The sequence below is a fragment of the Streptomyces boetiae genome, assembly GCF_031845405.1.
Classification (GTDB): domain Bacteria; phylum Actinomycetota; class Actinomycetes; order Streptomycetales; family Streptomycetaceae; genus Streptomyces; species Streptomyces boetiae.
Genome location: NZ_JAVREN010000016.1, coordinates 43,639 through 63,664, shown reverse-complemented (window position 1 = coordinate 63,664; position 20,026 = coordinate 43,639). Strand labels below are relative to the sequence as shown.

Annotated in this window: 21 protein-coding genes; 11 read left to right on the top strand and 10 right to left on the bottom strand. The window is 73.7% G+C overall.

Annotation, left to right across the window (positions count from 1 at the left end):
- The first annotated feature begins 13 nt into the window (after positions 1-13).
- Positions 14-1,300 carry an ABC transporter substrate-binding protein gene (locus RM780_RS13290; protein ID WP_311630883.1) on the top strand — a complete coding sequence of 429 codons (1,287 nt, stop codon included), beginning with the start codon at positions 14-16 and terminating at the stop codon, positions 1,298-1,300.
- A gap of 67 nt (positions 1,301-1,367) precedes the next feature.
- Here RM780_RS13290 and pssA read toward each other — a convergent pair whose 3' ends face one another.
- The 3 genes from pssA to RM780_RS13275 form a co-directional block, all read right to left on the bottom strand.
- Positions 1,368-2,138 carry a CDP-diacylglycerol--serine O-phosphatidyltransferase gene (pssA, locus tag RM780_RS13285; RefSeq protein ID WP_311630924.1) on the bottom strand — a complete coding sequence of 257 codons (771 nt, stop codon included), beginning with the start codon at positions 2,136-2,138 and terminating at the stop codon, positions 1,368-1,370.
- Between the two features lie 121 nt (positions 2,139-2,259).
- Positions 2,260-2,913, bottom strand: a complete 654-nt coding sequence (locus tag RM780_RS13280) for a phosphatidylserine decarboxylase (RefSeq protein ID WP_311630882.1) — start codon at positions 2,911-2,913, stop codon at positions 2,260-2,262.
- A 111-nt stretch (positions 2,914-3,024) separates the two neighbouring features.
- Entirely contained in the window at positions 3,025-4,620 is a 1,596-nt protein-coding gene (locus tag RM780_RS13275) for a long-chain-fatty-acid--CoA ligase (RefSeq protein WP_311630881.1), read from the bottom strand.
- 246 nt (positions 4,621-4,866) lie between these two features.
- Here RM780_RS13275 and RM780_RS13270 point away from each other — a divergent pair, with 246 nt between their 5' ends.
- Positions 4,867-6,081: a PucR family transcriptional regulator gene (locus RM780_RS13270; protein ID WP_311630880.1), complete on the top strand. Its 1,215-nt coding sequence runs from the start codon at positions 4,867-4,869 to the stop codon at positions 6,079-6,081.
- Between the two features lie 51 nt (positions 6,082-6,132).
- Here RM780_RS13270 and RM780_RS13265 read toward each other — a convergent pair whose 3' ends face one another.
- Entirely contained in the window at positions 6,133-7,212 is a 1,080-nt protein-coding gene (locus RM780_RS13265) for a hypothetical protein (RefSeq protein ID WP_311630879.1), read from the bottom strand.
- Positions 7,213-7,350: 138 nt separating this feature from the next.
- On the opposite strand from RM780_RS13265, the gene RM780_RS13260 reads away from it, so the two are divergent.
- The 3 genes from RM780_RS13260 (at position 7,351) to RM780_RS13250 (ending at position 9,610) form a co-directional block, all read left to right on the top strand.
- Positions 7,351-8,856, top strand: a complete 1,506-nt coding sequence (locus RM780_RS13260; RefSeq protein WP_311630878.1) for a carboxylesterase/lipase family protein — start codon at positions 7,351-7,353, stop codon at positions 8,854-8,856.
- Positions 8,857-8,963: 107 nt separating this feature from the next.
- Positions 8,964-9,224, top strand: a complete 261-nt coding sequence (locus RM780_RS13255; protein ID WP_311630877.1) for a ribbon-helix-helix domain-containing protein — start codon at positions 8,964-8,966, stop codon at positions 9,222-9,224.
- Positions 9,221-9,610, top strand: a complete 390-nt coding sequence (locus RM780_RS13250) for a hypothetical protein (protein WP_311630876.1) — start codon at positions 9,221-9,223, stop codon at positions 9,608-9,610. The genes RM780_RS13255 and RM780_RS13250 overlap by 4 nt, the downstream gene beginning before the upstream one ends.
- On the opposite strand, the gene RM780_RS13245 is transcribed toward RM780_RS13250, so the two are convergent.
- Both RM780_RS13245 and RM780_RS13240 read right to left on the bottom strand, forming a co-directional pair.
- Positions 9,580-10,110 (bottom strand): NUDIX hydrolase, encoded by a 531-nt coding sequence (locus RM780_RS13245; protein WP_311630923.1) that lies wholly within the window; start codon positions 10,108-10,110, stop codon positions 9,580-9,582. The genes RM780_RS13250 and RM780_RS13245 overlap by 31 nt on opposite strands.
- A 62-nt stretch (positions 10,111-10,172) precedes the next feature.
- Entirely contained in the window at positions 10,173-11,429 is a 1,257-nt protein-coding gene (locus RM780_RS13240) for a helix-turn-helix domain-containing protein (protein ID WP_311630875.1), read from the bottom strand.
- A gap of 135 nt (positions 11,430-11,564) precedes the next feature.
- On the opposite strand from RM780_RS13240, the gene RM780_RS13235 reads away from it, so the two are divergent.
- The 4 genes from RM780_RS13235 (at position 11,565) to RM780_RS13220 (ending at position 13,942) form a co-directional block, all read left to right on the top strand.
- Positions 11,565-11,873: a hypothetical protein gene (locus RM780_RS13235; protein WP_311630874.1), complete on the top strand. Its 309-nt coding sequence runs from the start codon at positions 11,565-11,567 to the stop codon at positions 11,871-11,873.
- A complete protein-coding gene (locus tag RM780_RS13230; RefSeq protein WP_311630873.1) occupies positions 11,870-12,097 on the top strand; it encodes a hypothetical protein in 228 nt (75 codons plus the stop codon). The genes RM780_RS13235 and RM780_RS13230 overlap by 4 nt, the downstream gene beginning before the upstream one ends.
- Positions 12,098-12,197: 100 nt before the next feature.
- The gene (locus tag RM780_RS13225) at positions 12,198-13,142 is read left to right on the top strand and encodes a radical SAM/SPASM domain-containing protein (RefSeq protein WP_311630872.1); all 945 of its coding nucleotides are present in this window, start codon (positions 12,198-12,200) and stop codon (positions 13,140-13,142) included.
- Between the two features lie 5 nt (positions 13,143-13,147).
- Complete coding sequence (locus tag RM780_RS13220; RefSeq protein WP_311630871.1) at positions 13,148-13,942, top strand: protein kinase family protein; 795 nt, start codon at positions 13,148-13,150, stop codon at positions 13,940-13,942.
- A 50-nt stretch (positions 13,943-13,992) separates the two neighbouring features.
- On the opposite strand, the gene RM780_RS13215 is transcribed toward RM780_RS13220, so the two are convergent.
- Both RM780_RS13215 and RM780_RS13210 read right to left on the bottom strand, forming a co-directional pair.
- Entirely contained in the window at positions 13,993-14,814 is an 822-nt protein-coding gene (locus RM780_RS13215; protein WP_311630870.1) for an ABC transporter permease, read from the bottom strand.
- Positions 14,811-15,731 (bottom strand): ABC transporter ATP-binding protein, encoded by a 921-nt coding sequence (locus RM780_RS13210; protein WP_311630869.1) that lies wholly within the window; start codon positions 15,729-15,731, stop codon positions 14,811-14,813. The genes RM780_RS13215 and RM780_RS13210 overlap by 4 nt, the downstream gene beginning before the upstream one ends.
- A gap of 133 nt (positions 15,732-15,864) precedes the next feature.
- Here RM780_RS13210 and RM780_RS13205 point away from each other — a divergent pair, with 133 nt between their 5' ends.
- Together RM780_RS13205 and RM780_RS13200 are read left to right on the top strand one after the other, a co-directional pair.
- On the top strand, positions 15,865-17,094 hold the full coding sequence (locus RM780_RS13205) for a sensor histidine kinase (protein ID WP_311630868.1): 1,230 nt from the start codon (positions 15,865-15,867) through the stop codon (positions 17,092-17,094).
- On the top strand, positions 17,091-17,768 hold the full coding sequence (locus RM780_RS13200) for a response regulator transcription factor (RefSeq protein ID WP_311630867.1): 678 nt from the start codon (positions 17,091-17,093) through the stop codon (positions 17,766-17,768). Before RM780_RS13205 ends, RM780_RS13200 begins: the two co-directional genes overlap by 4 nt.
- Positions 17,769-18,309: 541 nt before the next feature.
- Here the strand turns inward: RM780_RS13200 and RM780_RS13195 are convergent.
- Complete coding sequence (locus RM780_RS13195; protein WP_311630866.1) at positions 18,310-19,512, bottom strand: acyl-CoA dehydrogenase family protein; 1,203 nt, start codon at positions 19,510-19,512, stop codon at positions 18,310-18,312.
- A gap of 2 nt (positions 19,513-19,514) precedes the next feature.
- A complete protein-coding gene (locus RM780_RS13190) occupies positions 19,515-20,024 on the bottom strand; it encodes a MaoC family dehydratase (RefSeq protein WP_311630865.1) in 510 nt (169 codons plus the stop codon).
- Positions 20,025-20,026: the final 2 nt, after the last annotated feature.

The following is a 20,026-nucleotide window of genomic DNA, read 5'->3' as shown; positions in this document are numbered from 1 at the left end:
CAGGGAGGTTCCCATGAACGACCGACGCATCCCCGGACCGCTCCGGCGCAGACCCGCCGCCGCGAGCCTGGCCGCCGTGGCCCTGGTGGCCCTTGCCGCCACCGCGTGCAGCGGCAAGGCCGAGGAGGAGGGCGGCGGTGGCGGCGGCGCGGACGGCGTGGCCACCGACATCGGCGTCAGCGACTCCACCATCACCCTGGGCGCCCTCACCGACATGACCGGCCCCTACGCCACCCTCGGCGCCAGCGTCACCCAGGCCCAGCAGCTGTGGGCCGATCAGACCAACGACGCCGGCGGCATCTGCGGCCGGGACGTGGAACTCGTGGTCCGCGACCACGGCTACGACGCCGAACAGGCCGTCTCCGCCTACAGCGAGACCAGCTCGCAGGTCCTGGCGTACTCGCAGTTCATCGGCTCGGCCTACGTCAACACCGTCCGCGAGCGCATCGACGGGCAGGACCAGGTCCTCGTGCTCCCGCAGGCGTGGTCCGCCGACCTGCTGGGCAGCGAGTACATCCAGATGGTCGGCTCCACCTACGACCTGGAGACCATCAACGCCATCGACTTCCTCGCCGAGGAGTTCGGCCTGGGCGAGGGCGACACCCTCGGCCACGTCTACTTCGAGGGCGCGTACGGCGAGAACGCCCTGGCCGGCTCCCGGCACGCCGCCGAGGAGCTGGGCCTGAGCGTGGCCGAGCAGCGCATCGCGCCCACGGACGAGGACATGACCGCGCAGGTCCGGGCGCTGGCCGGGGACGGCGTGGACGCCATCGTGGTCAGCGCGGGCCCGCGGCAGGCCGCCTCGGTCGCCGGGGTCGCCGCCGCGGCGGGCCTGGAGGTCCCGATCATCGGCAACAACTCGGCGTTCGCCCCGCAGCTCCTGGACACCGGCGCGGGCCCCGCTCTGCTGGCCAACTACTACGTCGCCTCGCCCGCCCTGCCCATCGGTGCGGAGGAGGGCACGCCGGCCGAGCTGTCGGCCGCCTACGCCGAGGCGTACCCCGACGACCAGCTCGACAACGGCGTGGCCGCCGGCTACAGCGCGATCTCCCTGCTCGGCCAGGCCCTTGAGGCGGCCTGCGAGGCGGAGGACCTGACGCGCGAGGGCGTGGCCCAGGCGATGCTGGCGATGACGGAGGCCGACAACGGCTTCGGCATCGCCCACGACTTCTCCGACCCCGCCGCCCCCTCCTCCACCGAGAGCTACATCCTCCGCCCCGACGCCGACACCCCCGGCGGCCTCACCGTCCTCGGCGACCCCTTCACCTCCCCCCTGACCGACTCCTACACCCGCGAGTAGCCGCCACCGGCTACGAGTGAGGGCCCGGCACCCCCAGGGTGCCGGGCCCTCGTGGGCTTCGTGGGCCTCAGGATTCGGCCGTCGCGCGGGATTCGCGGCGGTTGTCGCGGAAGGTGTGGACGCGGCGGGCCATGGCGAACAGGGGGATGACCGCGCCGAGGACCAACTGGAGGGAGCAGCCGGTCTGGAGCAGCAGTTCGCCGCTGGGGGCGTCCAGGGCCCACGCGGTCAGCAGGGCCATGCTCAGCACGATCCAGCACAGCATCGCCACCGCGAGCGTTCCGCGCGGCTTGGGGTACTCGACGCGGCTGACCATCAGCCAGGCCACGCCGAGGATCGCCAGCAGCGTCGGCGTGAACGGCAGCTCCAGCAGGACGATCGAGACGACCGTCAGCGCCCCGAAGGGGCTGGGCATGCCCTGGAAGACGCCGTCGGGCATCGTCACGCACGAGAAGCGGGCAAGCCGCAGCACCACCGCCAGCAGGACCGTGATCGCGGCCAGCGCGGACAGCGGCTCGTGGACGTCGCCCACGACCATCCCCCAGACCACCACGAAGTAGGCGGGGGCCAGCCCGAAGCTGATCAGGTCCGAGAGGTTGTCCAGCTCGGCGCCCATGGGGGAGCTGCGCAGCTTGCGCGCCACCAGGCCGTCGAAGAGGTCGAAGACCGAGGCCAGCAGCATCAGCAGAACGGCCGTGGCGGCGTTGTTCCGGACCATTCCGGCGTCGCCCTGGGCGGTCAGGTGGGGGATCAGCACGCCCGTGGTCGTGAAGTAGACGGCCAGGAAGCCGCAGGTGGCGTTCGAGAGGGTGAGCGTGTCGGCTATCGACAACCGCATCGACAGCGGAATGTCCTCGTCCGCCTCCTCGTCGTCCTCGGCCACCCAGGAGACGGTCCCCTTCCGGCCGGCGCGCCCGGTGTGCCCGGCCGTCCGCGCCGCCCGGGCGGAGGACTTCCGGTCAATCACGGTCAAGGCGTGTCACTCCCGCCGTGGTCCGCTCGCCGACGCCCACGGCCGGCTGAATGCCCTGGGGGAGGTAGACGTCCACGCGGGAGCCGAAGCGGATCAGCCCGACCCGGTCGCCCTGCTCGACCTTCGCGCCTGGCGGCACGTAGGGAACGATGCGGCGGGCCACCGCGCCGGCGATCTGCACCATCTCGACGTCGCCCAGCTCGGAGTCGAAGTGCCACACGACCCGCTCGTTCTGGTCGCTCTCCTTGTTGAACGCCGGGACGTAGCCGCCGGGGATGTGCGTGACGGAGGTCACCGTGCCGGCCACGGGCGCGCGGTTCACGTGGACGTTCAGCGGGCTCATGAAGATCGCGACCCGCGTGCGCCCGTCCTCCCACGGCATGATCGACTGAACGACGCCGTCCGCCGGGCAGATCACCCGGCCCCGCCCGATCTCGCGCTCCGGGTCGCGGAAGAACCACAGCATGCCCGCCGCCAGCGCAGTGGCCGGGACCGCAGCCGCCGCCCAGCGTCCTGAGCGACGGGCTCGCACCAGGCCGGCGGCGGCCACCGCCACGGTCGGCAGCAGCCACGGGGAGGCGCCACGGGCCAGCCGCACGCGGCCTCGACCTCCGGGTAGCGCGGTTGAGCGGTCGGGCATGGGACCTTACCTTTGTGAGCGGGGGAAGCCGCCCCGTCCTAGAGCGGTGCGACTGCCTCGATGCTATAGGGAGCGGGCCGCAACTCGGCAAGGCAGCAGCCCGTTCGGCCCTCAACTCCCGGCTGCCGCGCCAGCGTCGGGAGCCGCCGCCCCGCCCGGGACCCCCGCCGCCGGGGAGGGCGCGAAACGCACCCGCAGTTCCCGTTTCAGCACCTTCAGGCTCGGCCCAAGCGGCAGCGCGTCCACGAATTCCACCCGCCGCGGGTACTTGTGCCGCCCCAGCCGCTCCCGGGCCCACTCGATCAGCCGCTCCGCCTCCTCCGGGCCTGCCCCGCGCACCCGCGGCACGACCACCGCGCAGATCTCCTCGCCCCGCTCCTCGTCCGGCAGCCCGATCACGGCGGCCTCGGCGATGTCCGGGTGCCCGGCCAGGACGTTCTCCACCTCGGCCGGGTAGACGTTGAACCCGCCGCGGATGATCACGTCCTTGACCCGGTCCACGATCCGCAGGAAGCCCTCCTCGTCCTTCACGCCCAGGTCCCCCGTGCGGAACCAGCCGTCGACCAGCACCTCCGCCGTCTCCTCGGGAAGCCCCAGGTAGCCGAGGAAGACGTTCGGCCCGCGCACCACGACCTCGCCGCGCTCCCCGGCCGGGAGCAGCCGGATGCGGCCACGCTCGGCCGGGTCCGCGATCTCCGCCTCCACGCCCCACACCGGGTGCCCCACGGTCCCGGGCCGCGAGCCGAACGCCGCCTGGTTCACGGTCGCCGTCGGCGAGGTCTCCGAGAGGCCGTAGCCCTCGTAGACGGTGGTGCCGAACGCCTCCTGGAAGCGTTCGAGGACCGGCTCGGGCAGCGAGGCCCCGCCGGAGATCCCGCGCCGCAGCGCCGGGAGCTCCTCCGCGTCCGCCGCGGCCCTGGCCAGCGCCACGTACATGGTGGGAACGCCCAGGAAGACCGTGGCGCCCTCGCGCACCATCAGCCGGATCGCCTCCGCCGCGTCGAAGCGCCGCTGGAGCACCAGCCGGGCGCCCACCCGGAACGCCGCGTTCATCGCGCAGGTCTGGGCGTAGGCGTGGAAGAGGGGGAGCGCGCCCACCACCACGTCGTCCGGGCCCAGGCCGTGCGTGTCGAAGGCGGTGGTCGTGACGTTCATCACCAGGTTCAGCTGGCTGAGCACCGCGCCCTTGGGGCGGCCGGTCGTTCCGCTCGTGTAGATGATCACCGCCGGGTCCAGCGGCTCGCGCGGGACCCAGCCCTCGGCCGGGCGGCTCTCGCGGGCCAGGGTGTCCAGCCCTGCGGGCACGTCGTCGCCCGTGTCCGCGGCCACGGCGAGCTGCACCCCCGCCTGCCCCGCGGCGCCCGCCGCCGTCTCGGCCAGGCCGGCCGTGGCCACCAGGGCCTTCGCCCCGCAGTCGCGCAGCACGAACGCGATCTCGCCGGGCGTCAGCAGCAGGTGCACGGGCACCACCACGGCCCCGGTCGCCAGGATCGCGTAGTAGAGGCGCGGAAAGGAGGCCGTGTTCGGCGCCATCAGCGCGACCCGGTCGCCCGGGGCCACGCCCAGCTCCCGCAGGGCCCCGGCGTAGGCCAGCGCCTCCCGCCACAGCCGGCCGTAGGTGATCCGTCCCCCCTCCTCGACCACGGCCACCGCGTCGGGGTGACGCCGGGCGGATTCGGCCAGCACACAGGCCAGGGACAGCACCATGGACGCACTCCGTCGGCTTGGGGTCGGCTGGGATTGACCGTTCGCCTTACCGGATCACGCGCGGCCCCGGCCCGGCGACCGGGCGGAACGCGGCCGGTGCGGATTCCCATCGCGCCGGGCCCGGCGTTGTGCCCGCGCCCAGTCGCCGCGGCGCTCACGGGCCGTGTCCGGTCCGCGCTCTCCCCCTCGGGCGCCTCCCGGCTTAGCATGGGCGGCCCTGGACCCGAGGAGCCCGAGGAGGCAGCCATGGCGGCGGAGGCCCCCGCGCAGTCCGCGGACCTGTTCGTCCGCGCCTGCGGCCGGCTGCTGCGGCGCGGCAACGAGTTCACCGACTCCGTGACCCAGGCGATCCGCGCCGAGGTCCCCTACTACGGCGACCCGCTGCTGGCCCCGCCTGACCTGGACCGGCTGGTGCACCGCGGCTCCACGCTGGGCCTGGAGACGCACATCGACCCGGCGCGGATCACGGACGTGGAGCTGTTCACCCGCGAGCTGGGCCTGCGCATCGCCGAGCGCAACCGCAGCGTGGACGAGGTGCTGGCCGCCTACCGGGCGGCGGCCTCCGCGTTCTGGCGCGGGATCGTGCGCACGGTGGAACGCGAGCGGCTCGGCGACGTCCACGACCTGGTGCACGTCGCGGACTGGGTGTGGAAGTCCGTGGACCGCGACTCCGGCATGATCGTGGACGCCTACCGGCAGATCGCCGCGGACGGCGCGACCCGCAGCGCCGAACGCCTGCGCGTGATCGTCGCCGCGCTCCTCGAACCGGACGTCTCCCCGGTCTTCGCCCGCGACTGCGCCGCGCTGCTCGACCTGCCGGCGGAGGGCCGTTACGCCGTGGTTCTGGCCGTCACCGGCCGCCCGAGCGGCCACCCGGGCTGGCACCCGCAGATCCCCGGCATCCCGCTGCTGCACCACGCGCGCGGCGGCCAGGACATCTACATCGCCGTCCTCGGCGACCGCTCCATCGACGCGCTCGTGGCCGGGCTCTCCCCGGACCGCGGCGTCCGCGTCGGCATCAGCCCGGTCGTTCAGGGCCTGGCCGGCCTCGCCCACGGCCGCGACCTGGCGGAGCTGGCGCTGCGCACCTGCCGCGCGGACGGCGAGATCGCGCGTCTGGACGCGCGGCTGCCGCAGGGCCTGCTCGTCTCGCGCCCCGACCTCTCCGCGGAGCTGGCCACCCGCGCGCTGCGGCCGGTCCTGGCGCTGGAGCCGGCCGACCGCGACCTGCTGCTGGACACGGTGCGCTGCTGGATCGACCAGGGCGGCTCGGCGCTGCGGACCGGGCAGCGCCTCTTCTGCCACCGCAACACCGTCCTCAACCGCCTGCGCCGCTTCGAGGCCACGACCGGCCTGGACCTCTCCCGCCCCCGCGACCTGGTGGCGGTGACGCTGGCCCTGGACACGTACCGGCTCCTGGGCCCCGCGTCCTTCCTGGCGGGGCCGCGCGAGCTGCCCTGAACGCCCCTGGCCGGCGTGCCGAGCGCCCGCTCGGCCCGTCCTGCCGCGCCTTCACGCCCCCTGGGCCGCCAGGGCGCCCAGGATCAGCGGGGCGTCGCGCCGCCGTGCGGCGATCAGCACGGCCCGCTCGCCGTCCTCGCACTCGATGACCACCCCGTCGTAGCGGTACGCGCTCGCCCAGCCGTCCGGGTCCCTGGGCCCGAACGCCCGCACCCGCCGGACGGTCAGGGTCTCCGGGATGTCCCTGCGGGAGAAGTGGCCCGTGGGGTCGGGCGTGGCCGACGGGCGTCCCTCGCCCACCACCAGGTGGCCCCAGCCCGCCACGCTGTAGGGAACGTCCCCGCTGACGGTCGCGGGGAGGCAGCGCCGTTCCGTGGGGGTGACCGCGCGCACGTCGCCGGTGTCGGCCGCCGCCCTCAGCCGCCGGAGCACCAGCCACGCGCTCAACAGGCCCAGCAGCGCCCCCACGGGCACGCCCGCGGCCATGGCCAGGAACGCCACGGCCAGGCCCGGCCCGGCCATGGCGGCGACGAAGCCGGCGAGGCCCGCGACGATCGCCGTCACCAGCAGCCCGGTCATCAGCGGGGCGGCGACCCGCTCGGCGGTGGGCCATCGGCAGCGGATCCACCAGGCCATCCACAGCACGCAGGGCGCCAGGGGGAGCACCAGCAGGGCCAGGGAGGCCGGCAGCCGCCAGTCGTCGGCGGGGGAGGCGTGGGTCTCCTGCGTGGCGCCGCCGAAGGCCACGGTGCGGATCTCGCCGCGCCAGTGCGTCACCGTCACCCGGTCCCCGACGCTCAGCAGCGCGTACACCGGCTCCTCGTCGTCCAGGCGCACGCGGCGGGTGGCCTCCGTCCCGTCCTCGGCGAGCGTGAGCCAGTACCGGACGCTCCTGCCGCGGGGCTGCTCGTCCATGCCGCGCACGGTCGCGGGGGTCGTTCGGGCGCAGTCCCCGGAGGGTGCGTCCGCGGCCGGGCAGGCGGGCGCGCGGGCGTACTCCCGCGCCTGCGCGAGCTGGGCCGGGACGACGGCGAGCAGGAGCACGCCGCACAGCAGGAGGAGGAACGCGCCGACGGCCGCGGGGGCGGCGGCCGTTCGCGTGCGGGGTCCCGGTGGGGTCCCGTCCGTCATCGCGCCGCCTCCCTCCCGTTGCCCGTGATCGGGCCGCGGCCGTTCGCTTTCCCTCCGCATTCTGCCCGTTTGTCCTTCACGTCTGATCGCCGGGGGCCCGGTCGGTGGGGACAGCGCCCTCTGGACCCAGGGAACAGGATGAGTAGTCTGATCATCGCTTTCACGTGGCGAGAGGGGACCGCGGTGATCGTCAACACCGACCGGGGAGCCGTGCGCGGCGAGCGCGTGGGCAACGGCCCCGCCGTCTTCCGCGGCATCCCTTACGCGGCGCCGCCTGAGGGGCCGTTGCGCTTCCGCGCGCCCCGGCCGGCCGCGCGCTGGGACGGGGTCCGGGACGCCCTGGCGTTCTCCCCGGTCGCCCCGCAGCCGACGTACCCGGGCTGGCGCGTGCCGCGCGCCTGGTCGCCCGGCGACGGCTCCGACTACCTGTCGGTCAACGTCTGGACCCCCGAGCCGCCCGTCGCGGCCCGCGCCGGCCTGCCCGTCATGGTCTGGATCCACGGCGGCGCGTACCGCAGGGGCAGCTCCCGCGTCCCCCTCTACGACGGCACCCGCCTCGCTCGCGAGGGTGTCGTCGTGGTCTCCCTCAACTACCGCCTCGGCTATGAGGGGTTCGGCTGGGTGGACGACGCCCCGGCCAACCGCGGCATCCTCGACCAGATCGCCGCGCTGCGCTGGGTCCAGGACAACATCGCGGGCTTCGGCGGCAATCCGCGCGACGTCACCGTCTTCGCCGAGTCGGCGGGCGCCGGCTGCCTGGCGACGCTGCTCGTCGCGCCGCCCGCGCGGGACCTGTTCCGGCGGGCGGTGGTCCAGAGCATGCCCGAGTTCTACCCGGGCGAGGAGCAGGCCCGGCGCATCGCCGCCCTGACCACCGCCGAACTCGGCGTCCCGCCCACGGCCGACGCCCTGGCCGCCGTGCCGCCCGAGCGCTTCCACCGCGCCGAGTCCGCCCCGGTCGTCTCGATGCTCACCGACCCCGGCTCCTGGGAGACCCCCACCCTCGTCCCCTACGGGCCCGTCCGGGACGGCGTCCTCCTCGACGCGGTGCCCTGGCGCGCGCTCGCCACGGGCGCGGCCCGGGACGTGGAGGTGATCTTCGGCTTCAACCGCGACGAGTTCACGCTCTTCGCCACCGACACGCTGCTGGGGGCGGACCCGGCACAGACGGCCGCCTTCGCCCGCCTCCCCTCCGGCGCCCCGGCCGCGTACCGGGCCGCGGAGCCCAAGCTCGCGGACGCGGAGGTGAACCTGCGCATCATGTCCGACCTCGTCTTCCGCGCCCCGGCCCAGTGGTCCGCCGAGGCCCACGCCACGACCGGCGGCCGGACGTTCCTCTACGAACTCACCTGGGACCGCACCCCCTTGGGCGCCGGCCACGCCGTGGACCTCCCCCTGGTCTTCGGCAACACGGACGACCCCACCGCCCGCATACTCCTCGGCGACACCCCCGACCCCGGCTTCGGGCCCCTCTCCGCCCGGATGCGCACCGCCTGGACCACCTTCGCCACCACCGGCGACCCCGGCTGGCCCCCCTACGGCCCCGACACCCGCCTCACCCGCGTCTGGGACACACCCCCCTCGGTCACCCCGGACCCGGAGGCGGCGGCCCGCATCATCTGGGAGGGGCATCCTTACCGGTGAGGCCGCTGGCCTCCGCTTCCCGGGACCGCGCGTTGACCGCACGTGTCGCGGCGCTCGCGTCCGAAGACACGGCAGCGAGCTTCGACCGTTGGCAGGCCGGAGGAGCCATGTACCACTCGCAGTGGAAGACCCGCCGCAAGAAGACGACGGTCGTGGTCGACGAGGAGGACCTCGCGCTGATCAAGGGGGCGGCGGCGCGGGAGGGACGGGCGGAGTCGGAGTACTTCCGGGAGGCGTTGCACCTCGTGGCCCTGCGTACCCGGCGCTGGAACGAGGACTGGGACATCCCCCGCCTGGACTTCGGCGGTCCGGTCGCCGCCGAGGACATCGACCGGGCGGTCTCGGACGGCGTGGCGGACGCGGGATGACCGGCGTCGAGGACCTGCGGGCCGCCCTCGCCCTCCTGGCACCGGCGGCTCTGCCCACGTTCGACGCCGAGCGTGCCGTTGCTCTTCGCCATGCTCACGAGCAGGTGAGCGCCGCGCCGGTGCGCCGCTTCGTCGGTCAGTGGGCTGTGTTTGTGGCGATCGAGCGTCAGCCGGGTCGCGCGGTACGCCTGCGCACGCTGGAAGTACGCGCCGCCGAAACCAGCGACTTGACCGAGGCCCGCGCCATCGCCGCCGAGATCGGCGGCATCATCGACGCGGCGGTTGCCGAGGCCAGCATCGGGCGCGGGCAGATCGCGTGGGGAGTCGCTGGGAACAGTGGCGCTGGGGGTGCGCGTCACCACGCCGGACGGCCGGACTCCAGATAGCACGGCACGCCCGCCGCGAGCGCCCCCAGGGTCCGGGCAACGCGCCCCCGGATGCGGGTGCGTACGGCGGCTACCGCGTCCTCGGGCCGGAAGAAGGCGCACGCCGACAGTTCGGGGTCGCGTGGTCGCAGTCCGGCCGCGTCCCCCGGGTCCAGGGTGCCGCCGTCGAAGACCATCACGATCTGGTCGTCCCATGGCCCGTGGGGCGGGTCCCAGTCCACGGACACGAGCCCGTGGAGCTCCGGCCGGATTCCCAGCTCTTCGAGCAACTCGCGTCGGGCCGCGTCCAAAGGCGATTCGTTCGCCTCGACCATGCCGCCCGGCAGGTCCCAGCCTTCCTTGTAGGTGGGATTGACCAGGAGGATCTTCCCGTCGGGGTCTCGCAGAACGACATCCGCCGCCACGCGCTTCCGGGCCTGCTTGGCGTTTCCCTCGGCAAGATGTGCCCACTCGGCCGTGCCCGGCCGAGGACGCCTTGTCGCGGACCGCTCCTCACCCAACTGCGGTCCCTGCTCCCGGGCTTCGTGCCGCCCAGGCTCGCAGCGAGAGCTGTCGTTGGCGCTCACAGGGCGTAGGGGTCCGCGCCGACGGCCGTGTCGATGGCGTCGAGGGTGTCGCGGAGCCTGGACGGCGCGCCGGGAAGCGCCTTGCCCGTACGGGCGACGCCGCCCAGGAGGTTGAGTGCTCGCACGGAGGTGATCTCCGGAGCGACCGGGACGATGGCCTCTGCCACCTCCTCCGCCTCCCGCCAGGCGCCGCCCTGTAGGTAGGAGCCCAGCAACCGGGCCGAGTACAGGCTCTTGTAGCCCACCGAAGGGTGCCCCTGGGAGTGGAGCAGCAGCGGGATGGCCCGCCGCCAGTCACCAGTCTTGTGAAGCTCGCAGGCTTCGTGCCCGTCGATCTCCGGAGCGGTGATCCACCAGGTCCACGCCGGGTCGTCGGCCCTGGCGCTCTCGCCGAGCAACGATCGCGCCCGGTTGAAGGCGGCGGCCCCCTGCTTGCTCTGCCCCAACGCATACAGTCCCCGGCCCTCCCGGGTGTGGAAGATGGCCTCGACGCGCGGTGAAAGGCGCCGCCCTTCCAGAAGAGCCCGGGCGGCGGACACTTCCTCGCGGGGCCGCCCGAGCCACCCGGCGTGCATGCCCATGTTCTGCAGGATCAGCAGCTCGATCGATCGGTCCCCGGACAGGCGGGCCAGGAACAGCGCCCGCTGGTTGAAGCGTTCGGCGGCCTCATGCTCCTCCGCGTCGAACAGCGCCCAGCCCGCGATCTCGGCCAGCTCTGCTGCGGCAGCCTGGATGTCCCGCTCGTATCGAGGATCGGGAACGCCTTTGCCGAGCCGCCGGTTGACGACCTTGAACGCGCGTGCCGCAAGGTCAGCGATGGGGAGGCCGTTGAGGGCGTTGTCGAGTGCGATCAGCGTGCGCGAGGTCTCGCGGATGGATTCCGCGAACGCGTCGCCGCGCTCGTCGTTCAGCTCGGGGAGCGGGTTGTCGGCGGCCGTGGGCGCGGATTCCCACGGCCGGGGGGGCAGGCCCAGCATCTCGCCGGGGATGCCGAGGCCGTCCGCGATCCGCTCGATGACGTGCTCGCGGCGGATGCCGCGTGCGCCGTGGATCACGTCGCTGATACGCGAGGGCGAGATCCTGCCGATCGCGGCGGCCATGGCGGTCAGGCTCGTGCCGCTGCGGCGGTTCACCAGCCGGAAGATCTCCCCGAAGTCCCGCACGGCGCAGGCCCGCCGCATCGCGTCGCTGCGCAGCAGGGCGTCGGGGATGGTCAGCGGGTATCCGCCGCGCCGGGCCTCGCGTTCGTCCATGGGCCACCTGACGGGAGTGGGGCGGGGGTTCTTTCCAGAGTAGCCCCGCCCCGGCCTGCTGGGATTCCCCAAGGGACCCGCTGGAGAACCCCGTTGGGCCCCTGGTCGGACGGGCCGTGGCGGCACGCTCGGGGCATGGACACGAGCAGCGAGGATCACACGGACGTGGGAGCGCTGGTGCGGGACGAGGCCACCGGGCGGCGGGGCCTCTACATGGGAACGAGCGGGCCCTACGCCATGCTGCGGCCCCTGGGTGGGGGCCGGGAGTGGGAGGTGCGGCCGGAGGACGTGCGGGCGGAGGTGTCGGTGTATCCGCACGTCGCGGACGTGGCTCGGGCGCGGGGCGCGCTGCGGATGCACGTGGCGGAGTGCGGGGAGTGCGCGCCGGGAGAGCCGTGTGCCCTGGGGCGTTCCCTGCGCCTGGCCTGCGAGGAGGCACGGTGACCCGGGCGGTCCTGGGGGTGACGGTGGACCCGGGGACGGTACGGCTGGGCGATCAACTGCTGGTCGGCGGCCAGGTGTTCACCGTCCGCGACATGACGGCCCTGCCGCGCGGCGGGCGCCGCCTCGACTTCCACGACGGCACGTCCTTCACGATGCGCCCGACGACGGTCCTGTACGCGATGCGCGCCGTGGACCCGCGCCTTCCGGCGCGCCGGGTGCGCTGAAACGCGCGCCCCCTGCTTCTGCGCGCCGGTTCGCGCGGCGGCAGGGGGCGGGCAGCCATGCGGCGCCGGACGAGAACAGTGAGTGAGAGGAGACGAGGGAGTGACGGACAGCATCGGGGCCTTAGGCGTTGAGCGGCCCGCGACGGAGTTCCTGTGGCTGGACCTGACGCGCAAGTGCCAACTCGCTTGCGTGCACTGCTACAACGCGTCCGGGCCGGAGGGCACGCACGGCACGATGACGCGCGAGGACTGGGTCGATGTGCTGGACCAGGCCGTTGCCTGCGGTGTGCGCGATGTCCAGCTCATTGGCGGGGAGCCGACCATGCATCCCGACGCCTTGGAACTGGCCGGTCATGCACTCGCCCTCGGCCTGGGGGTCGAGATCTTCAGCAACTTGGTGCGCGTCACGGACGAGTGGTGGGCGCTCTTCCAGCGCGAGGGGGTCACGCTCGCCACGTCGTACTACTCGGCCGAGGCCGGCGAGCACGACGCGATGACCCGGCGCCGCAGCCACGCCAGGACCAGGGCGAACATCGAGAGGGCCGTGGGGCTCGGCATTCCCTTGCGCGTGGGGATCATCGGCGACAGCCGGCGGACCATCGACGCGGCCCGGCGGGACCTCGAAGCCCTGGGCATCACCCGAATCGGTGTCGATCACATCCGGGCCTTCGGCCGAGGCGCGCGTGAGCAGGCCCCGGACGCCGCCGGCCTGTGCGGGCAGTGCGGGACGGGAAGGGCTTGTGTCGGCCCGGAGGGTGAAGTGAGTCCCTGTGTCTTCAGCGGCTGGATGGGGGTCGGCAACGTCCAGGACGCCGCCCTTGCCGATATCCTCGGCGGCGCTGCCATGGCCCAGGCCAACGCCACCATCCGCAGCGCGGTGGGAGCAGAGAGGGCCTGCCGACCGGACAAGCAAGACTGTGCGCCGAAGAACAACTGTCGCCCCAAGGAGCCCTGCCAGCCGGATCAGGCGTGCCGGCCTCGATGTGGGCCCAACACGGAGTGCGGGCCGGGCTACCCCAGCAACGAGTGCGACCCGAAGAGATGAGGACCATGGCAGGTGACCTTCCGGGCCCCGACTTCTGGGCACTGATCCGTCCGCACACAGGAGAGGTGACTGACGTCCGGCCGACGGAGTATCGCTCGGACCTCACAGCCGCCGTTGAGTGCGAGACGGGGAGGTTTTTCGTCAAGGCAATGAGGAATCGCCCCGGAGGACGGCGCGACCAGATGCTCCGGGAGAGGTCGATCAATCCCTTCGTGCGGCCAATCGCCCCGGCCCTGCTATGGGCGGCGGAGGACGAGGATTGGATCGTCCTCGGGTTCGAGTTCGTGCGGGCGCGGAAGGCTGAATTCCATCCGGACTCGCCGGACCTGCCGGCCGTCGTGGCACTTCTCAATCGCATCGGTGAGATGGCGCTGCCGGAGGTTGCCCACGACTGGCGTGAGTCTCGATGGGACCGCTTTGCCGATGAGGGAGCGCCTTCGCTGTTCAGGGGGGACGCGCTCCTGCACGCGGATATCAATCCCAGCAACCTGCTCGTCGGGAGTCACGGGATGTGGGCCGTGGACTGGGCGTGGCCCACTCGGGGCGCCGCGTTCATCGATCCGGCCATGCTGGTGGTGCAGTTGATCTCGGCCGGGCACAGTGCCGAGAGCGCGGAGGCTTGGACAGCCGGCTGCAAGGCGTGGGCGAACGCGGATCCGAAGGCCATTGATGCCTTCGCTGTGGCCACTGTGCGCATGTGGCGGGAAGTGGCTGATCGCTGGCCGGACGGCTCGTGGACCCGCGTCATCGTCTCTGCGGCGGAGGCGTGGGCCGCCCATCGTGGTGTCGTGGTCGCCTGAGCGGATGGTGAGGCGGTGTGCTCCGGCGGGTGGCCCCGCCGGAGCACTAGTCACTGGTCCCGGTACCGCACCGGCAGGATCGTCAGCAGGGTTGCGCACAGGGCCCAGGCCGTGAAGACCGTCCAGGCGCCCGTCGGGGTCCAGGGGTAGGGGACGGGGTGGGGGGTGAGTTGGGTGAGGCGTTCGAGGGCGGTGGAGGGGAAGGTGTGGGAGGCCACGGCGGACCAGTAGCGGTCGGGGCCGAAGAAGGAGGGGAGCAGGAGGAGGAGGGAGGCGACGGCGATGACGCTGGTGGCGGGGTGGCGCAGGAGGGTGGCCAGGGCCGCGCCGGTGAGGGCGCAGACGGGGGTGATGAGGGCGGAGGCGAGGAGGGCGCGGGGGGCGCCGGGGTGGGTGAGGGGGATGTGCTGGTCGTGGGCGGAGAGGATGGCCTGGGTGATGAGGAAGGAGGCCGGGGCCAGGAACGCGCCGAGGGCGGTGGAGACGGCCGCGAGGACCGCGGCCTTGGCGGCCATCACGGAGCGGCGGGCGGGGACGGCCGCGAAGGTGACGCGGTTCAGGCCGGTGCTGTACTCGCCCGCGACGGCCATCGCGCCGATGCTGCCGGCCGCGAGCATCAGGCAGATCTCGGCGGAGTGGCTGTAGGGGCCGCGGTACGCGCCGAGGAGAATGCCGGGCCCCGGGTCCGGGGTCCAGTGGCGGGAGAGGTCCCAGGTGTCGGCGGCGGTGAAGCCGAGGACGAGCACGGCCGTGACCGCCAGGGCCCAGGTCAGGGAGGGCAGGGTCCGGAGCTTGAGCCACTCGGCGGCCAGGAGGTCGCGGAAGCGGGCCGCCGGCTCGGGGAAGGCGGAGGTAAAGGGGAGGGCGGTCATCGGGCGCCCCCCGCGCGGTACTCGGCGCGGCCGGCCGTGCGTTCCATGTACGCCTCCTCCAACGATGCGGTGCGGGCGGTCAGTTCGTGCAGGGGGATGCCGTGGCGGTGGGCGAGGTCGCCGACGCGGGCGGCGTCCAGGCCGGTGACGGTGAGGAGCGAGCCGTCGCCGGAGGAACCGGAGAGGACGGAGGCCCCGGCGTCGGCCAGCAGCGGGGCGAGCTCGGCGGCGCGCGGGCTGCGCACGGCCACGCCGCCGCGCGCGGAGCGGGCCGCGAAGGCGGCCAGGCTCTCGGCGGCGATCAGCTCGCCCCGGCCGACGACCACCAGCTGATCGGCCGTGTTCTCCATCTCGGTCATCAAGTGGCTGGAGACGAACACGGTCCGCCCCTCCGCGGCCAGCCGCCGGAACAGTCCGCGCACCCACAGCACGCCCTCCGGGTCGAGGCCGTTGAGGGGCTCGTCGAAGAGGAGGACCGGCGGGTCGCCCAGCAGCGCGGCGGCGATGCCCAGGCGCTGCTTCATCCCCAGCGAGAAGCCCCGGACGCGGCGGTCGGCGGCGGAGGTCAGCCCGGCCTCGGCCAGCACCTCGGCCACCCGCGCGGGCGGGATGCGGTTCGAGCGGGCCAGCGCGGCCAGGTGGGCGCGGGCGGTCCGGCCGCCGTGCACGTCGTGCGCGTCCAGCAGCGCGCCCACGTGCCGCAGGCCGCGCGGCCGGTCGCGGAAGGGGCGGCCGTTCACCGTGGCCGAGCCGGAGGTGGGGATGTTCAGGCCCAGGATGATCCGCAGGGTGGTGCTCTTGCCCGCGCCGTTGGGCCCGAGGAAGCCGGTGACATGGCCGGGGCGCACCGTGAAGGTCAGGCCGCTGACGGCCGGGGTGCGGCCGTAGCGCTTGGTCAGGTCGGTCACTTCGATCACGGGGACAACGCTGCCGGTGGCGGCCCGTCGCGGGCATCGGACCGCCGCTGACACTTCCGGGCGCGCCGTGTCGACCGGGGGTGTACGACCCAGGTCTGATTCCGGCCGAAACGTGTCCGGTTACGATCGGCGCATGTCCGTCTCGCCGCCTCCGCCGCTGCTCAGGCGGGTGTCGCCCGGCGCCTGGACGGCGCTGGCCTGGCTCGGCGGGACGACCCTGACGTTCTTGGCGCGGGTGCGGCTGCCGGGGGAGCAGATGCCCGCCGACTTCCCCGCCGAGTACCTCTACCGCTGGGACGGGCTGACCATCCTCACGCTGGCCACCGGCCTCGCGCTGGGCGGCAGCCGCCTGCTGCGCCGCCGTCCGCTGACCGGCCTCGGACTCGTGCTGCTCGGCTCCGCCGTCGCCTCCACCACGCTGAGCGTGGCCGAAATCCCGCTGCTCCAGTTCGTGGCGGCGGACGTGGCGGTGGGCTTCATCGCGGCCGGACGCCCGCGCCGGACCGGGGCCGCCGCGCTGCTGATGGCCCTGGGCACGCTGGCCGGCTATCTGGCCGCCCGCCTGCTGATGGGCTGGACCGTGGGCACCTCCACCGAGCTGACCGTGGCGCTGACCGCCGTCGTGGCCTGGTTCATGGGGAACGCCACGCACGAGGCGCGGGCCCACGCCGAGGAGGTGCGGGCCCGGGCGGCGGAGCAGGCCGTCAGCGAGGAACGGCTGCGGATGGCACGGGAGTTGCACGACGTGGTCGCCCACACCATGGGCATCGTCGCCCTCCAGGCCGGGGCGGCGCGGCGGGTGATCGACACCCAGCCGGAACGGGCCAGGCAGGCGCTCGGCGAGGTGGAGGCCGCCAGCCGCGAGACGCTCTCGGGGCTGCGGCGGATGCTGGGGGCGCTGCGCCGGGCGCAGCCGCAGCCGCAGCCGCACCCGCACGCGCATGCGCACGCGCCGGCACCGGGGGAGGACATGCCGGGCCTGGCGGACGTGGAGCGGCTGGCGGCGGCGACCACGGCGGCGGGCGTGCGCGTGGAGGTGCGCTGGGAGGGGGAACGCCGGCCGCTGCCGCCGGAGATCGACCTGTCGGCGTTCCGGATCATCCAGGAGTCGGTCACCAACGTCGTGCGGCACGCGGGCACGGGCTCCTGCGCGGTGACGGTCGCCTGCCGGGAGGAGGAGCTGACCATCGAGGTGGTGGACGGCGGGCGCGGGCCCGGCGGGGCGCCGGACACCGGCTACGGGCTGGTCGGGATGCGGGAGCGGGTGGCGCTGCTGCGCGGGGAGTTCTCGGCGGGGCCCGGGCCCGGCGGCGGCTTCCGGGTGGCGGCGCGGCTGCCCGTTCCGGCGGGGGCCGGAGCGTGAGCGGGCCCGCCACGGTGCGGGTGGTGCTCGCGGACGACCAGCCGCTGGTGCGGACCGCGCTCCAGATGGTGATCACCGACGCGCCGGACATCGAGGTCGTCGGGGAGGCGGGGGACGGCGCCGAGGCGGTGCGGCTGGCGGAGGCGGAACGGCCCGACGTGGTCGTCATGGACATCCGGATGCCGGGCCTGGACGGGATCGAGGCGACGCGGCGGATCACGGAGGCGGGGACCGCGCGCGTGGTGATGCTGACGACCTTCGACGACGACGACTACGTGTACGGGGCGCTGCGCGCGGGGGCGTCCGGCTTCCTGGTGAAGGACCTGGCGCTGGACGACATCCTCGCGGCGGTCCGGGTGGTGGCCGCGGGGGACGCGCTGATCGCGCCCAGCGTCACCCGCCGCCTGATCGCGGAATTCGCCGCCCGCCCGGCGGCGGGCCCCGGCACGGCCCCGCGCGGCGGCCGGGGCCCGGCGGGCATCACCGACCGGGAACGCGAGGTGCTGACGCTCGTGAGCCGCGGCCTGTCCAACCCCGAGATCGCCGCGGAGCTGGTCATCTCCGTGGCCACGGTCAAGACCTACGTGACCCGCCTGCTCGCCAAGCTCCACGCCCGCGACCGGGTGCACCTGGTCATTCTGGCGTACGAGACGGGCCTGGCCGGCCCGGCCTGAGGCCCCGTGCGGGGTGCTTTCGCGGCGGGGCCGGCCGCCCTGCGGACGCTTGCGGCAACGCGCGGCGTGGGCATTCTGCCGGGGCATGCGCCGCGGGCGCGCGCTCCCGGCGGCGCTGAGGCGCAGCCGGAAGGCAGCGGGGCCGCGCCGCCCGGCGCAGCCCCTTGCGCCAGCGGGTCCCCGCCTGGCGCGGCCTTGCGTTTCCGGCGTGGGTTCCGCGCGGCGCGGCCCGCCGCAGCCGGCTGGCGGCAAGGCGCGCCGTGGGCGTTGCGCCGGGGCACGCACCGCGAGCGCGAGCGCCGCCCGGGCGGCGACCCGGCGCAGCCGAAAGCGCCGGGCGGCCCCGCGCAGCCGGGAGTCCCGGCGCGGCAGCGCCGCGCGTGCGGAGCGCGCCGCGGTACGGCCAAGCGCGCCGCAGGCGTGATGCACCCCGGCCCCGCGGCGATGGGCCGCGGTGGCCGGGGGCGTTGAGGGGAACGGCCCGCCCGGGGCCCGGCGGGGAAGGGCCGGGAGCCCCGGGCGCGCGATCAGGGGTCAGCGGTCAGCGGAGCTTGTACTCCTCCAGGAGGCGGCGGCCGACGATCATCTTCTGGATCTCGGCCGTGCCCTCACCGATCAGCAGCATCGGGGCCTCGCGGTAGAGGCGCTCGATCTCGTACTCCTTGGAGAAGCCGTAGCCGCCGTGGATGCGGAAGGAGTCCTCCACGACCTCCTTGCAGAACTCCGAGGCCAGGTACTTGGCCATGCCCGCCTCCAGGTCGTTGCGCTGCCCGGAGTCCTTCAGGCGGGCGGCCTTGACCATCATGGCGTGCGCGGCCTCGACCTTGGTGGCCATCTCCGCGAGCTTGAACTGGATCGCCTGGTGCTGCGCGATCGGCTTGCCGAAGGTCTGGCGCTGCTGGGCGTAGGTGATGCCCAGCTCGAAGGCGCGCTGCGCGACGCCGCAGCCGCGTGCGGCCACGTTGACGCGGCCGACCTCGACGCCGTCCATCATCTGGTAGAAGCCGCGGCCGGTCCTCCCTCCGAGGACCCGGTCGGCCGGCAGGCGCAGGCCGTCCATGATCAGCTCGGTGGTGTCGACGCCCTTGTACCCCATCTTGTCGATCTTGCCGGGGATCGTCAGGCCCGGGCGGACCTCGCCGAAGCCCGGCTCCTTCTCGACGAGGAAGGTCGTCAGCGACTTGTGCGGCGCGCTGCCCTCGGGCAGGCCCTCGTCGGTGCGGACCAGGACCGCGACCAGGGTGGAGGAGCCGCCGTTGGTCAGCCACATCTTCTGGCCGGTGAGGACGAACTCCTCGCCGTCCCGCACGGCCTTGGAGGAGATCGCGGAGACGTCCGAGCCCAGGCCCGGCTCCGACATGGAGAACGCCCCGCGCACCTCGCCGGCCGCCATCCGCGGCAGGTACTCGTCCCGCTGCTCCTGCGTGCCGTGCTGGAGCAGCAGGTAGGCCACGATGAAGTGGGTGTTGATGATGCCCGAGACGCTCATCCAGCCGCGGGCTATCTCCTCCACGCACAGGGCGTACGTCAGCAGGGACTCGCCCAGCCCGCCGTACTCCTCGGGGATCATCAGCCCGAAGATGCCCAGGTCCTTGAGGCCCTCCACGATCTCCGTGGGGTACTCGTCCCGGTGCTCCAGCTCCGTGGCGACCGGGATGATCTCCTTGTCGACGAAGTTCCGGACGGTGGAGAGGATCTCCTGCTGAACGTCCGTGAGCCCGTCGGTCTGCGCCAGCCTGCCCATCGTCATTCCTTCCCGCGCGGCTCGGGACGGCCCGGCTGCTCGCCGCCGCGCTCCTTGATGTAGGTGGCGGTGGGCACCATCACCTTGCGGCGGAAGACGCACACCACGGTGCCGTCCTGCTTGAAGCCGCGGGTCTCGACGTACACCACGCCCCGGTCGGGCCGGGAGCGGGAGGGCGTCTTGTCCAGCACGGTGGTCTCGCCGTAGATGGTGTCGCCGTGGAAGGTGGGGGCGATGTGCTTGAGCGACTCCACCTCCAGGTTGGCGATGGCCTTGCCGGAGACGTCCGGCACGGACATGCCCAGCAGCAGCGAGTAGATGTAGTTGCCCACCACCACGTTCTTGCCGAAGTCCGTGGTCTCCTCCGCGTAGTGGGAGTCCATGTGCAGCGGGTGGTGGTTCATGGTGAGCAGACAGAAGAGGTGGTCGTCGTACTCGGTGACCGTCTTGCCCGGCCAGTGCTTATAGACGTCCCCGACGGTGAACTCTTCGTAAGTGCGGCCGAATTGCATCG

Coding starts and splice junctions, on each gene's coding strand:
- RM780_RS13215 (WP_311630870.1), bottom strand. CDS start 14,814: ATGACCGCCCTCCCCTTTACCTCCGCCTTCCCCGAGCCGGCGGCCCGC.
- RM780_RS13270 (WP_311630880.1), top strand. CDS start 4,867: ATGGCGGCGGAGGCCCCCGCGCAGTCCGCGGACCTGTTCGTCCGCGCC.
- RM780_RS13240 (WP_311630875.1), bottom strand. CDS start 11,429: ATGGACGAACGCGAGGCCCGGCGCGGCGGATACCCGCTGACCATCCCC.
- RM780_RS13250 (WP_311630876.1), top strand. CDS start 9,221: ATGACCGGCGTCGAGGACCTGCGGGCCGCCCTCGCCCTCCTGGCACCG.
- RM780_RS13205 (WP_311630868.1), top strand. CDS start 15,865: ATGTCCGTCTCGCCGCCTCCGCCGCTGCTCAGGCGGGTGTCGCCCGGC.
- RM780_RS13220 (WP_311630871.1), top strand. CDS start 13,148: ATGGCAGGTGACCTTCCGGGCCCCGACTTCTGGGCACTGATCCGTCCG.
- RM780_RS13255 (WP_311630877.1), top strand. CDS start 8,964: ATGTACCACTCGCAGTGGAAGACCCGCCGCAAGAAGACGACGGTCGTG.
- RM780_RS13260 (WP_311630878.1), top strand. CDS start 7,351: ATGAGTAGTCTGATCATCGCTTTCACGTGGCGAGAGGGGACCGCGGTG.
- RM780_RS13235 (WP_311630874.1), top strand. CDS start 11,565: ATGGACACGAGCAGCGAGGATCACACGGACGTGGGAGCGCTGGTGCGG.
- RM780_RS13195 (WP_311630866.1), bottom strand. CDS start 19,512: ATGGGCAGGCTGGCGCAGACCGACGGGCTCACGGACGTTCAGCAGGAG.
- RM780_RS13275 (WP_311630881.1), bottom strand. CDS start 4,620: ATGGTGCTGTCCCTGGCCTGTGTGCTGGCCGAATCCGCCCGGCGTCAC.
- RM780_RS13290 (WP_311630883.1), top strand. CDS start 14: ATGAACGACCGACGCATCCCCGGACCGCTCCGGCGCAGACCCGCCGCC.
- pssA (WP_311630924.1), bottom strand. CDS start 2,138: ATGCGGTTGTCGATAGCCGACACGCTCACCCTCTCGAACGCCACCTGC.
- RM780_RS13280 (WP_311630882.1), bottom strand. CDS start 2,913: ATGCCCGACCGCTCAACCGCGCTACCCGGAGGTCGAGGCCGCGTGCGG.
- RM780_RS13265 (WP_311630879.1), bottom strand. CDS start 7,212: ATGACGGACGGGACCCCACCGGGACCCCGCACGCGAACGGCCGCCGCC.
- RM780_RS13190 (WP_311630865.1), bottom strand. CDS start 20,024: ATGCAATTCGGCCGCACTTACGAAGAGTTCACCGTCGGGGACGTCTAT.